This window comes from Streptomyces sp. M41(2017) (assembly GCF_002078175.1).
In the GTDB taxonomy this organism is placed as follows: Bacteria; Actinomycetota; Actinomycetes; order Streptomycetales; family Streptomycetaceae; genus Streptomyces.
This window is the reverse complement of the sequence record NZ_MWFK01000001.1, coordinates 4368082-4381643: the sequence shown is the minus strand read 5'-3', so window position 1 is coordinate 4381643 and position 13562 is coordinate 4368082. Positions and strand designations below refer to the sequence as shown.

The 13562-nt window shown below is 73.8% G+C and carries 7 protein-coding genes; 2 read left to right on the top strand and 5 right to left on the bottom strand.

Features of this window, described 5'->3' with window-relative positions; translation table 11 throughout:
- Positions 1-146: 146 nt before the first annotated feature.
- A complete protein-coding gene (locus B0675_RS42000) occupies positions 147-1163 on the bottom strand; it encodes a GntR family transcriptional regulator (RefSeq protein ID WP_081220045.1) in 1017 nt (338 codons plus the stop codon).
- A 270-nt stretch (positions 1164-1433) separates the two neighbouring features.
- On the opposite strand from B0675_RS42000, the gene B0675_RS19195 reads away from it, so the two are divergent.
- Both B0675_RS19195 and B0675_RS19190 read left to right on the top strand, forming a co-directional pair.
- Entirely contained in the window at positions 1434-2225 is a 792-nt protein-coding gene (locus B0675_RS19195; protein ID WP_241539964.1) for a (2Fe-2S)-binding protein, read from the top strand.
- 314 nt (positions 2226-2539) lie between these two features.
- A complete protein-coding gene (locus tag B0675_RS19190; RefSeq protein WP_081220044.1) occupies positions 2540-3577 on the top strand; it encodes a DUF2637 domain-containing protein in 1038 nt (345 codons plus the stop codon).
- Between the two features lie 83 nt (positions 3578-3660).
- Here B0675_RS19190 and B0675_RS19185 read toward each other — a convergent pair whose 3' ends face one another.
- From B0675_RS19185 to B0675_RS19170, 4 genes are all read right to left on the bottom strand, one after another.
- Positions 3661-4083: an ATP-binding protein gene (locus B0675_RS19185; protein WP_081221875.1), complete on the bottom strand. Its 423-nt coding sequence runs from the start codon at positions 4081-4083 to the stop codon at positions 3661-3663.
- Between the two features lie 883 nt (positions 4084-4966).
- Positions 4967-6709: a pyruvate dehydrogenase gene (locus tag B0675_RS19180; RefSeq protein WP_081220043.1), complete on the bottom strand. Its 1743-nt coding sequence runs from the start codon at positions 6707-6709 to the stop codon at positions 4967-4969.
- 99 nt (positions 6710-6808) lie between these two features.
- Positions 6809-8485, bottom strand: coding sequence for a protein phosphatase 2C domain-containing protein (locus B0675_RS19175; RefSeq protein ID WP_241539963.1), 1677 nt, complete (start codon positions 8483-8485; stop codon positions 6809-6811).
- Positions 8486-9798: 1313 nt separating this feature from the next.
- Positions 9799-13470 carry a S8 family serine peptidase gene (locus B0675_RS19170; RefSeq protein WP_081220042.1) on the bottom strand — a complete coding sequence of 1224 codons (3672 nt, stop codon included), beginning with the start codon at positions 13468-13470 and terminating at the stop codon, positions 9799-9801.
- Positions 13471-13562: the final 92 nt, after the last annotated feature.

Here is a 13562-nt window from a genome sequence, read left to right as displayed (position 1 = left end):
GGGGCACGCGACCGCGGGCGGTGCGGGTTCCCGGCGGCGGAGAGTGTTGCGCGGACCGTACGGTTCCGTGACGGAGGCACTCCGGACGGTTGCACAGGGGGCGCGCTCGGGGCTGCCGGGCCGGTACGGCATGGCGACAGCCCGGTTCAGGACGCGCCGGTGAAGTGCTCCCGCACCAGTGCCTGGACGACCGCGAGGTCTCCGGCGATCAACGCGTCCAAGAGCGCGGTGTGTTCGGCGGCGTCCGCCACCAGATCGGCGCGCCCCCGGGAGACGGGACCGCCGACGAGGGGCCACTGCGCGCGGCGGTGCAGGTCGTCGGCGATGCGCACCAACTGGGCGTTGCCCGCGAGGGCGAGGACCGCACGGTGGAAGGTGCGGTCGGTCTCGGCGTAGGTGGCGCGGCAGCCCGAGGACGCGGCGCGGACGGTGGCCTCGGCGAGCGGGCGCAGTTCGGTCCACTGCGCGGCGGACACCGTGCGGGCGAGCCGGAGCATCACGGGGACCTCGATCAGCCCGCGGATCTCGGCGAGTTCGGCCAGTTCGCGGGTACCGCGCTCGATCACACGGAATCCCCGGTTCGGGACCACCTCGACGGCACCTTCGAGGGCGAGCTGCTGCATGGCCTCGCGCACCGGCGTGGCGGACACCCCGAAGCGATCGCCGAGCGCGGGCGCCGAGTACACCTCACCGGGCGCGAGTTCGCCCGCGACGAGCGCGGTGCGCAGCGCGTCGAGGATCTGCCCGCGCACCGAGGCCCGTTGCACGACGGGCCGGGCACGGAATCCGGATGCCGGGTCGTCGGCCGGTGCGCCGGGACGGTGGGCGTCCGCCGGTCCGGCGGACCGGTGCCCGTCGGGGACCCGGGCCCGTCCGCCGCTGTCCCGTGTTCCGGGGCGGGTGCCCTGTGCGGGGACGGCGGAAGGGGAACGGGTGCCGCCCGGGACCGGCGTCTCGCCGTGGGTGTGCTCACCGCGGGCCGCGGTGGTGGCGCCTCCCGGCCGACTGCCGGTCCCGTCGCCGACGGCGTCCGAGGGGACGTCTCCGGGCCGGCTCCGTTCAGTGGGCCGGGGCTGTGCCGGAATCCGCGAGGCTGCCGCTGCGGCGCCCGGGACCCCCGCCCCTTCGGAGGCGTGGGCGCTGCGCGGACCGGCCTGCTCCACGGGTCCTCCTCCGGCTGGGTGCCGCATGGGGTCATTGCGGCGATTGTCACTTGTCCGTCAAGCACGATAGGCGCACATCGCCTCAGTTCAAACATTCGAAAGGGAGGGTAAGGTAAGGCTTACCTGCAAACGATCGTGAAGCGATGGTTCCGCATGTCCGCTCCCGCTCTCTCCGTCCAGGCCGTCGTGGCCGCCCCGACCGGCGCCGCCGGCCCGACCGGCCCCGGCACACTCGGCGCCGTGTCGCCCGTCGCGGACGCCTACGCGCGGATGACCGAGGTGATGCCCGACCTGAGCGTCACGGAACTGACCGCCGGAGAGGCGGCGCCCCGCGGTGCGGGCTGGGCCCACGCCGCCGGGCTCGCGGAGGGCGGACCCGCGCTCGACGCGTTCCTCGCGTGGGACGAGGCGCAGGTGGCCCGGGACTACGGCCAGCGGGCGCGGCCGGATGTCGTGGCGAGCTTCGGACTGCACCGGTACGCCTGGCCCGCCTGCCTCCTGATCACCGTGCCGTGGTTTCTGCAGCGCCGGGTGCCCCGTATGCCTGTGGAGCACGTCACCTACCACCGCGAGCTCGGCCGGTTCGCCGTCCGCGTCACCACGTTCGCCTGCCTGCCGGACGACCCGGCCGCCGCGCTGCCCGGCGCGCGGGTCGTGCCGGACGAGGAGGCGCTGCGCGCCGAGGTGCGGGCCGCGGTGGCCGAGCACCTGGAGCCGGTCCTCGGCGGTTTCGGGCCGCGCATGCGGCGGCGCGGCCGGGCCCTGTGGGGCATGGCGACCGACGAGATCGTCGAAGGCCTCTGGTACCTCGCACCCCTGTTCGGCGAGGAGGCGCGCGGCCGGCGCGAGCTGGAGCTGCTGCTCCCCGGCGCCACCCGGCCGTACGTCGGCTCCGCGGCGTTCCGTGAACTGACCGGCCCCGCCGGCCGGTCGCTGCCCACCCGCGACCGGGCGAGCTGCTGCCTCTTCTACACGCTGGACCCCGAGGACACCTGCGTGACCTGCCCGCGCACCTGCGACGCGGACCGTGTCCGCAAGTTGACGGCCGCCGACGCCAGTTGAGGCACCCCGGTCGGGCGCGGGCCCGCACGTGCCCTAAGATCAACATCGCCCGAGGGCATCTCGGAGACGTTCCCCGGATCACAGGTACTTCACAAGTTCCTCACTTGTCGCAGGAACTTTCCGTCGAACCATCCGTACGGGTAATCTTATTCGCACTCAACTCCCGTCCCTCGCGCGGCAGTTCGAGCAGAACGTCGCCCTGCGCATCCCCTTGCACTCCCTTGGCGGCCTCTTGCCCCGAAACCCCCTGAGGGCCGACGTGATTGGGCCACTATGGCGGGCGTTACGCCCTATCCCAATGCAAGGGACCCCAGATGAGACTGACCGACATATCGCTGAACTGGCTGCTTCCAGGCGCCGTTCTGCTCCTGGGCCTGCTGGCGGCGGTGGCGGTGCTCGCGCGCGGCAAGCGGTCCGGGGACACGAGCGGCGACGACTCCTGGGAACGCAGCGAGGAGCGCCGCAGGCGTAAGGAGGCCATCTACGGCTCGGCCTCCTATGTGCTGTTGTTCTGCTGTGCCGCGGTCGCGGCGGCACTCTCCTTCCACGGCCTGGTCGGCTTCGGCCAGCAGAACCTGGGCCTCTCCGACGGCTGGGAGTACCTCGTCCCGTTCGGCCTGGACGGCGCGGCCATGTTCTGCTCCGTCCTCGCCGTGCGCGAGGCCAGCCACGGTGACGCGGCTCTCGGTTCCCGCATACTCGTGTGGACGTTCGCGGGTGCAGCGGCCTGGTTCAACTGGGTCCACGCGCCCCGGGGCATGGCCCACGCCGGTGCCCCGCAGTTCTTCGCGGGCATGTCCCTGTCGGCCGCGGTGCTGTTCGACCGCGCGCTGAAGCAGACCCGTCGTGCCGCACTGCGCGAGCAGGGTCTGGTGCCGCGTCCGCTGCCGCAGATCCGCATCGTCCGTTGGCTGCGGGCCCCCCGTGAGACGTACAGCGCGTGGTCGCTGATGCTCCTGGAGAACGTCCGCACGCTGGACGAGGCCGTGGACGAGGTACGCGAGGACCGGCGTCAGAAGGAGCAGAACCGCCTGCGCCGCCGGAACGAGGAGCGGGTCGAGCGGGCCCACCTCAAGGCCCTGAGCCGTGGACACCGCGGCTTCGCCGGGCGGGGTGGCGGCCGGGAACTGGAGACGGCGACCGTGGAGCGGGCACCCGCCGCGGGCTCCGCGGAGCCTGCCATATCCACCGCGGAGCAGCTGCCCGTACGCTCGCGGCCCTCCCTCACCCCGGTCCGCAAGAGCACTGAGCCGATCACCGTCGACCTCACCACGGAGGACGACACGATGGCCCTTCCGCGGCTCGACTCCCTCGAACGCAAGCTCAAGGATCTGGAGCAGCAGTTCGGCTGAGGCACTGTTCCGCCCGGGCGACAGTCCGGGCGGGTCCGGCTCCGGCCGGGCCCGGACACGTACGACGACGGCGGCACGGTGTTCTACACCGTGCCGCCGTCCAGTTCGAACCACACCGCTTTGCCCACGCCGTGCGCCCGCACGCCCCACGCGTCCGCCAGGGACTGCACGAGGACCAGACCTCTGCCGTGGGTGCCGTCGTCGGCGTCGGGGACGCGCAGCCGGGGCCTGCGTCCCACGAAGTCCCGCACCTCCACGTGCAGTCGGCGCGCTCCGACGGTCGCCGTCAGGACGGCGTCGTGGTCGGTGTGGACCAGCGCGTTGGTGACGAGCTCGCTGGTCAGCAGCTCGGCCGTCTCGGACCGGCCCGGCATCCCCCAGTGACGTAACAGCTCACGCAGCGCCCTGCGCACCTCGGGAACCGCCCGCAGGTCCGCCTTGACGAGCCGGCGCCGGAGTTGCGTCGTGTCCGGCTGGTCGGCCGCCCCGTCGGACATGTCGTCCACCGGATCGGTGGAGGAGGTCCCCCCGGCCGTCGGAGCGCCTCCGCTTGCCTGCCTCTTCATGACCCCCGCCTGCGTGCCGATGTCGGATCCCCCCTGCTCGAACACGTTCACGGGATCCATGCCCCAACGGGAACGTGACAGTCATGTCGGATCGCCCGTCGCCGCGTCCACGGAAACGGTCGCGCGACGCCTGCACCGGGCACCGATCGGCGCGACGGAGCCGCCCGGACGCCGCGGATCCACTCCGTGCGCCGGCGCGGTGTCCGCCGGGGCGGACCGGGGACGGGCCCCGTGGCCGTCACCACGCGCCGCACGGCGGGGCGCACCAGGTGCCACCGGCGTGGACCTGTGGCATGTTCGGGACGATCCGGCTGACGGGGTACGGGAGTTCCGGATCGCCCGCGGGCGGCTCAGGACCGCCGCGGTCGCGCAAATCCCCTGGTCGACGAAGGGGGTGACGGAGTGGGTCGCGCCGGGACCGGGCGTGCGCGGAATCGACGGCCCCGGCGGCGACGGTCCGCGAGCGGCAGCCGTCCCGTCGTCGGCGGTCCCGGTCTCCGGCCGGGGCCGGTGCAGCACGACACTCCGGTCCGCTCTCACGGAGACCTCGCCCCGTCCGGCGTCCGGACTCCGGCGAGGGAGGGGTGCGGCGTCGCGTCTACGGCGGGGCGAGCGGCCGGCCGTGTGCACGGGACGGCTCCGGGACTACACGTTCGGGAGACGCGCCGACCGCCGGCAGTCAGCCGAACCGCCGACACGCGTCTGCCGAACTCGCCGTACACGAAGAGGAGGCGAACCCTCAGGAGTTCGCCGCCCGACGGTCGGCGGGACCCGGACGGCACATGATCCGGGCCCCTGACAGAACCCGCGCGGAAGCCGCCGCCTACGGCCGGGGCACGTTGCGCAGATTGGACCGGGCCATCTGGAGCATGCGCCCGACCCCGCCGTCCAGCACGATCTTCGACGCCGAGAGCGCGAAGCCCGTCACCATGTCCGAGCTGATCTTCGGCGGGATGGACAGGGCGTTCGGGTCGGTGACGACGTCGACGAGCGCGGGGCCCTTGTGCGCGAAGGCGTCCCTGAGGGCTCCGGCGAGCTGTTTGGGCTTCTCCACGCGGACGCCGTACGCCCCGCACGCCTGCGCCACGGCCGCGAAGTCCGGGTTCTTGTTGGTGGTGCCGTACGAGGGCAGACCGGCGACGAGCATCTCCAACTCGACCATGCCGAGGGCGGAGTTGTTGAAGAGGACCACCTTCACGGGCAGGTCGTACTGGACGAGCGTGAGGAAGTCGCCCATCAGCATGGAGAACCCGCCGTCGCCGGACATCGACACGACCTGCCGGTTCCGGTCGGTGAACTGGGCGCCGATCGCCATCGGCAGCGCGTTCGCCATCGACCCGTGCGAGAACGAACCGATCACCCGGCGGCTGCCGTTGGGCGTGATGTAGCGGGCCGCCCAGACGTTGCACATCCCGGTGTCCACCGTGAACACCGCGTTGTCGTCGGCGAGTTCGTCGAGCACGGAGGCGACGTACTCGGGGTGGATCGGGACGTGCTTGTCGACCTTGCGGGTGTAGGCCTTGACGACGCCCTCGAGCGCGTCCGCGTGCTTCTTCAGCATCTTGTCGAGGAAGCGCCGGTTGCCCTTGGGCCGCACCCGCGGGGTCAGACAGCGCAGGGTCTCCTTGACGTCCCCCCACACCGCGAGGTCCAGCTTCGAGCGCCGCCCCAGGTGTTCGGGCCGGACGTCGACCTGGACGATCTTGACGTCGTCGGGCAGGAACGCGTTGTACGGGAAGTCGGTGCCCAGCAGGATCAGCAGGTCGCACTCGTGGGTCGCCTCGTAGGCGGCGCCGTAGCCGAGGAGACCGCTCATCCCGACGTCGAACGGGTTGTCGTACTGGATCCATTCCTTGCCGCGCAGGGCGTGCCCGACCGGCGACTTGATCTTCTCGGCGAACTCCATGACCTCGGCGTGCGCGCCCGCCGTGCCGCTGCCGCAGAAGAGCGTGACCTTCTGCGCGTCGTCGATCATCGCGACGAGTTCGTCGATCTCGGTGTCGCCCGGCCGGACACTGGGCCGGGAGGTGACGAGGGCGGTCTCGATCGTCCGGTCGGGGGCGGGCTCGGCGGCGATGTCACCGGGAAGCGAGACGACACTGACCCCGGACTGGCCGACCGCGTGCTGGATGGCGGTCTGGAGCAGCCGCGGCATCTGCTTCGGGCTGGAGATCAGCTCGCTGTAGTGACTGCACTCGCGGAACAGCTGGTCGGGGTGGGTCTCCTGGAAGTAGCCGAGGCCGATCTCGCTGGAGGGGATCTGCGACGCGAGGGCCAGCACGGGCGCCATGGAGCGGTGCGCGTCGTAGAGACCGTTGATCAGGTGCAGGTTGCCCGGCCCGCAGGAGCCGGCGCAGGCCGCCAGCTTGCCGGTGATCTGCGCCTCGGCTCCCGCGGCGAACGCGGCCGTCTCCTCGTGCCGGACGTGGATCCAGTCGATGGCCGCGTTGCGCCGGATCGCGTCCACGACGGGGTTGAGGCTGTCGCCCACGACCCCGTACAGCCGCTTGACGCCCGCACGGACGAGGATGTCGACGAACTGCTCGGCGACGTTCTGCTTGGCCATGCTGCACGCACCTCTTCGTGATCCTCGAAGCCCTCAGGCGTCCCGGGTCCCCCGTCCCGTCGTCCGTCCCCCGGCTCCATGAATTCACACCGTGCGCGGTTACGCCTCCCAAACGGCCGCCGCGGTCCTGTCGTCGGCGTACCCCTTGACCCGGACCTGGCTGTCCGCGAGGAAGGCCGCGAGGCCGGGCGGTCCCCCCTCCGACCACCGTGTCGTGAGGTACTCGGCCAGCTCCGGCTCCCCGCGCAGGGGCTCCGCCATGCCTCCGGTGCAGAGCAGGAGCGTGTCACCCGGGCGGGCGATCGAGGCCCGGAACCGGAACGGGGGCCGTGGTGGGCGGGGCGCGGGCTCGTAGGGGCTCGGGGGTGTCGTGATCCCGAGATCCATGGTGAGCCGGTCGCCCTCCGGGGTCTCGTGCGGCGGCGAGCCGAAGCCGACCACGGGCTCCCCGGTGGCCTCGGCGACGCGCGGCTCGATGTCCTGCCACTCGCCGTCGCGCAGCCGGAACAGGCCGCCGGCGCCGACGCCGAAGAAGACCCGGGTACGGCACTCGGGGTCGGCGGGCAGCAGCAGACAGCGCAGGCTGGCGGTGTACTCCTCCGGCTCGACGCCCTGCTCCGCCGCGCTCGCCCGCAGCTTGCCGAGGCTGCGGTCGGTGAGGCGGTGCAGCCCCGACTTCAGGTCGCCGCGGCGCGCGGCACGGATGTCGTCGGCCAGCCGGTCGTGGCTGCGGCCGACGGCGCGCGCGATCCACCGGCACGCCTCCGCCGCGGCCCGGTGCGCCCCCGGGGTGGCCCGGGCGCCGGTCGCCATCGCCACCAGCACGAGCGCCTGCTCGCCCGCCCCGAACCGGGCGGTGAGCAGCGCGTCCCGGCGCGGCTCGCCCCGGTACCGGGCGGAGTCCCCGCGCACGGACACGGCCCGCAGGGTGCTCGTCCCGTAGCGGGCTCCGTCGAGCACGGTGTCGGCGACCAGATCGTCGAGTTCGTCCGGGTCGGCGGGCGGGAGCGCGGTCGGTTCGGCGTCGTAGGTGGGCGGACCGGACCCGACGTGACCGACGGCGGGTGGCTGCTGGGGCACGGAGAGCACGGGTTCCCGGGGCGCCCCGGCCCGGACGTCCGCGGGCTCGGCCGCGACCCCGGGCGTCCGAAAACCGCCGGTGGTCCGCGGGAGCCCGGTAGGGGCGGCGGGCACGGGCTCACTCGCTGCCTGCCCTGCGGGGCCCGCACCGGCCTGGTGCGGCCCGGAAGGGTTCGGCCCGGCGGGCGTGGGCCTTGCCGGTCCTGGTGCGGCCGCTACGGGGTCTGCGGGTACGGGGCCCACGGGACCCGGGACCGTCGGTGCGGAACCGGCAGGAGGCAGGCCGGCGGGGACGGAGCCGGACCGGCCGCGATCACCCGGTGCCGGGCGGTCGCCGGACCCGGCGGGGGCCGACTCCACCGGTCCCGGCCCTGCGGGCGGACCGGCAGGAGGCGGACCCGCGGATGCGGGGCCGGAAGGTGACGGGCCCGTGGGCGCGGGACCGGCAGGAACCGGGTCGGCCGGTGGAGAACCGGCAGGGGGCCGCCCCCCGTGCGCAGGCCCTGCGGGGCCCGGGCCGGCCGGTGCGGAAGCGGTGGGCGTCTCGTCGGCCCGCCCCGGGCCCGTCCGCGGCGGGCCGGCAGGGGGCGGACCCGCGGGTGCGGGGCCGGCGGAACCCGGGCCGCCCGCCGAACCGGCGGGCCCCGCCGTGTTCGGGAGTCCGGGCGCCGACGTTGGCCTCGGTGGTGCGTCCACCGGTGGCGGGGGCGCGTCGGCCGGAATCCTCGATCCGGGCACCCGGCCCGACGCCGCCTCGGTGTGCGCCTCCGGGTGGGACGTCTGAGGGGTGAACCCCGGCGGGGTCGGGCCCGGCGGGAAGGGAGCCGGAGTCGCGGGGTCGGCGGGCGGGGCGTCCCAGAAGCCGGGCCGTTGCCCGAGCCCTCCCGGGGTGGGCCGGTCCGGCTCGGGATGCGTGTCCCTGTCCGGATGCGCGGTCCCGGCGGAATCCGTTCCCGTCCCCGGGCCGCGCTCCCACCGGCCGGGGCGTGCCGCCGCCTCACCGCGGGGGGTGGCGCCGGTCCAGGCACCGGGCGCCGGGGCTCCGTTCCAGTCCGTCGAGGAGGCGGACGGCCGGTCCCAGGCGGCGGGGGCCGGGCCGGGCACGGCGGGAGGCTGTTCCCCCGCCTCGGGGCCGGGCACATCCGGTGCGCCGGGCGCCCGCCGGCCGGGGTACGGCGCGGCCTGTTCGTCCGCTTCACCGGAAGCCGGGAAATCCGGGGAGGCCGGGGAGGCCGGGGAAGGGGACGGGCGGTCCCAGCCGGAGGGGGCCTGCCCGGGGACGCCCGGGGACTCCTCCCCGGTCACCGGCCGCGGCACGTCCGGAGCACCGGGCGCCCGCCGGCCGGGGTACGGCGCCCGAGTCTCGTCGTCGAAGGAGTCGGAGGGCTGGGTGGTCCCGCTGCCGCGGCCCGGCGCGGGTCCCCATTCGGACCCCGGTCCGGGCGCGGCCCCGGACCCGGGCACCGGCGCGGTGGGGGATCCCGGGCCCGGGATCCCTCCCCCGTCGCGCCCCGGTTCCGGCACGGGCTCCGCCGCGGGTACGGTCCACGGCGCCGACCCCGGCCGGGGTACCGACCCCGCTCCGGGCGCGTGCTCCGGCCCCGGGTCGAGCCCCCGTCGAGATCCGGACTCCCCGTCGGCCGCGGCCTCCTGGTCGGTTCCGGTGCCGTCGCCCAGTGTCCCGGCCGCCGACGCGAACCGGTCGTCCAGGGAGTCGGCCGCCGGCGCGGGTCCCGTGTCCTCGGTGGAGTCGTCGTACAACTCCCCCCACCATGCGTCCTCGTGACCGGTGGGCTTCTCCCCCTGCTGGCTCATGCCCGTAATTGTCCACCGCGGTGGCCTGTTGAAAACGGGGCATCCGGAAAAACCGGCCAAGGTGCTGGCCGTCGAACGGCGTGTCGAGGGAGTCGTCGAACAGGAATGCGGGGCGGAACGCCCCCGCGCATGACCGCCGGGCGGTCCCACCCCCCACGGGAGAACCGCCCGGCGGCGTCCTGGTGTGCCCGGGCTCAGCGCACGTCGTAGGCCCGGTTCACGGTCTGGCCGACCGAGTTGCCGTTGGCGTCGGTCAGTTCGGCCTTGAGTGTGACCTGCTTCCCTTGGGCTCCGCTGTGATCGACGGTCGCCGTCCACCGTCCGTCGTGCCGGGCGGTCGCGGCGGACGTCCAGGTCTTCCCGTCGTCGTAGGAGTACGACAGTTTCACCGCGGTGAGCGCTCCGGGCCGGTAGCCGGCGTGTCCGGTCGCGGACAGCGTGATCCGCTGACCGTCCTTCGCCGGAAGGGTCTTGAGTCCGTCCTCCGGCAGGGCGTAGCGCGGGAAGAGCAGCGGGATGCCCTGCGAGAAGGCGTCCTCGTCCAGGTGCGAGCGGAACGACCAGGTGGTCACGGTCTGCGTCGACCGGTTCCAGACACGGGATCCGATCTTCGCGGTGGCGAGGGTGAGTCGGTACGAGGCGTCCTCGGCCGGTACGTCGAACACGCCGTACGGGACGGAGGACTCGCCGATCGATACGCCGTCGCGCCGCAGTTCCATGGAGCCGATGTCCCCGAAGCTCCCCTGGACTCCCTGATGCCGGGCGTCACCCCAGAAACCGGGGGCGACGCCGATCAGGTTGCCCTGGCGCTCCGCGGCGAGCGCCTGTTCACCGGAGGCGTCGAGGGGGGCCACCGGGGAGAGGACCCCGCCGTACCACTCCTCCGTGCGCTGCTCGCCCTTGGTGTAGGTGCGCACCGGGTCGATCATGTACTCGCCGAACGGGAAGCTGCTGGACACCTCGTGCCCCCAGCCGGTGGTGCCGGCGGAGAAGTACTCGGTGCGCTCGAAGGGCGCGGGGACGGTCTCGATGTCGGCGAAGGCGCCGGTGAGTCCGCTCGGGCGGGTGAAGGAGGGCAGGTCGACGTAGTCGGTGGCGGTGCCCATCGCGCGGTAGGTGGCCCGGTTCGCCGCCAGGTCACGGTCACGGACCCGGTAGGTGACGGCGTGCTGGAGCTGTCCCGTCTCGGGGAAGGACAGGTTGTAGAGGTAGGGGCTCTTGGCGGTCGCCTTCCAGCGCAGCGTCACGTCCGTCGAGGCGAGCAGGGCGCGCGCCTCGTCGGCCGGGATGCCGAGGACCGGGAGCGGGCCGCCGGTGAAGCCGGTGGAGGGGTACCAGCGGCCGGGTGCGTCACGGTAGGCGAGGACCGCGAGCGCTCCCGCCGCCTTCGCGGCCGTCGCGACGGCGTTGGCGTTGCCGGTGTCGGGGAGCTTGACGAGCGCGATCCTCCCCTTGGCGCCCGCGAGTTCGTCCGCGGTGCCGGACTTGGCGTCGACGAGCGCGGCGCGTCCGGTCCCGTCCAGGTTGGCGGACGAGGTGGAGCCGGTCACCGGGTGCAGGGCCGGCCCTCCGACGACGGCGAGTTCGGAGATCTGCGGGGCCGCGGCCCGCCAGAAGCTGTCGAACTCGAAGGTGCCGTCACTGGCCCGGCCGTCGACCGAGGCGTAGTAGCCGCGTACGGAACGGCCTCCGGCGGCGGTTCCGGCGTGCAGCCAGGTGTCGTCCCAGGAGCGGGCGAACCCGAGGGTGGCGCCGCGCAGTTCGGAGGGCCGGTCGGTCCGCACGTTCAGTCGGTGGGCCGTGCGGGCGTCGAGCACGACGGTGGTGTCCTTGCGGATCTCCAGCTGCGGACGGGCCAGGTAGGTCAGGGAGTTGACGAGGGTGCCCTCGGTCTCGGGCGTGGCGACGAAACTGGAGAGGAAGTAGCTGCCGGGGCGGATCTCGTAGGTCTGGTCGGCCGCGCCCTCGTTGAAGCGGCGTTCGCCGCTCGCGTCGTCCGTGCCGATGAGGTCGAGGGAGGAGGCGGAGCCGGCGGGTCGGCCGAGCCGGTCGACGAGTTCGACGCGGAGAGTGACGGTCTCCGGCTGGACGTAGAGGGAGAAGGGGGTGGAGACCGCGACGCCGTCGGCGGTGGCGAGGACGCGGCCGGTGACGTCGCCGTACTGGGCGCGGGTCAGGCCGGCGTCCGGTTCGAGCTTCAGCGGGACGGTGGCGGTGGCACCCGGGGCGACGGTCACCGTACGCGCGCCGAGGCGTGCGACGGAACTGCGCACGGCGGAGCCGTCGTTGCCGGTGACCCCGTCGAGGGTGAGCTTCAACTCGACCTGCTTCGTGCCGGTGTTGGTGTAGGGCACGTCGACGGTGGTGCGGTCGCTCCTGTCCTGCGGCCAGGTGAAGGAACCGCCCTGGAGTGCGGGTGTGCCGAGGACGCTCTCGTCGACGGCGGCCTTCACGTCGAGGCGTCCGCCGCCGGTCTCCCGTACGTCGCCGGGGATGTCCGTGTCGGCGGCGGAGACGAGGGCGGCCTTGATCTGCTGGGCGTTCCAGTCGGGGTGGCGTTGCTTGACGATCGCGGCGGCGCCCGCGACGTGCGGGGTCGCCATCGACGTACCGCTCATGGACTGGTAGGCGTGGACGCCCCGTCCGCCCGCGTTGGCGGCGGAGATGTCCACGCCCGGCGCGGTGATCTCCGGCTTCAGGGTGTGCGAGCCGTAGGCCGGGCCGCGGCTGGAGAAGGAGGCCGTGGAGTCGTCGCGGTCGACGGCGCCGACGGTGAGGACGCCGGGCGCGCAGCCGGGCGAGGACACGGAGTTGAGGGTCGGGCCGGTGTTGCCGGCCGCGATCACGAAGAGGGTGTTCCTGCGCGACCGGGCGAGTTCCTCGGTCGCCGCGCTCATCGGGTCGGTGCAGTCGGTGGGCGCCGGGTTGCCGAGGCTCATCGAGACGACGTCGGCGCCCTGGTCGACCGCCCACTGCATGCCGGCGATGATCCACGACGTCTCGCCGGAGCCGTAGTCGTTGAGGACCTTGCCGTTCAGCAGGTCGGCGCCGGGGGCGACCCCCTTCTTCCTGCCGCCGCCGGCCGCGCCCGTGCCGCCGACCGTGGAGGTGGTGTGGGTGCCGTGACCCTGGTGGTCACTCGTGTCCGGGGAGTCGGTGAAGTTCTCGGACGCGGTGATCCGGCCCTTGAGGTCGGGGTGGTCCGCGTCGACGCCGGTGTCGAGGACGGCGACCTTGGTGCCCTTGCCGTCGTATCCGGCGGCCCACGCCTCGGGGGCGTGCACCTGCTTGGTCGAGCGGTCCAGCGTGGCCTGCACCTTGGCGTCGAGCCACAGCTTCTTCAGCGAACCGGCCGCACGGCTGCGGGAGTTCGTGACGTCGGCCCAGAACTCGGCGGCCTTCTTCTTGTCGGCCTCCAGCGCGACACCGTCGATCGGGTCGAGGACCGGGCCGCGCTTCGCGCCGCGCGGGGTGACCGGCAGGCTCCGGGCGACCGAGGTGTCGTACGTGGCGATGACCGGCACGGTCGAGGTGTGCGCGTCGTCGTAGCCCTGCCGGACCAGGCCGGTGACGTTGAAGAGTTCCTCGTCGACGCGGCCCGCGGCGATCGCGGCGACGGCTCCCTGCGGGTACACGTACAGGTCCTTGCCGGACTGCCGGGTCTGGACGAAGGGGGTGCTGCCGTCGGCGGCGGGCAGGACGTTCGCCGCGTCCTTCGTCACCAGGACGCGGTCACCGGTGACGAGGGTGACGACGGAGCCCGAGGCGGCGGCCCCGGTGCCGGTCAGCGGCCGCGGCTGTTCCGCGGCCTCCGCCACGGGTACGGCTGTCGTGACGGCGAGGAGGGCGGCGGTCGCCGCCCCCATGGCCGTACGCGATATCCCTCTCCCCAAAAGTCCCACTCCCCAAGGTCGTCCGCCCGGCCGCGCGTGCCGGTGCCGGCGCGGTCCGCGGGGCC

Coding starts and splice junctions, on each gene's coding strand:
- B0675_RS19180 (WP_081220043.1), bottom strand. CDS start 6,709: ATGGCCAAGCAGAACGTCGCCGAGCAGTTCGTCGACATCCTCGTCCGT.
- B0675_RS19190 (WP_081220044.1), top strand. CDS start 2,540: ATGAGACTGACCGACATATCGCTGAACTGGCTGCTTCCAGGCGCCGTT.
- B0675_RS19195 (WP_241539964.1), top strand. CDS start 1,434: ATGACCGAGGTGATGCCCGACCTGAGCGTCACGGAACTGACCGCCGGA.
- B0675_RS19170 (WP_081220042.1), bottom strand. CDS start 13,470: ATGGGGGCGGCGACCGCCGCCCTCCTCGCCGTCACGACAGCCGTACCC.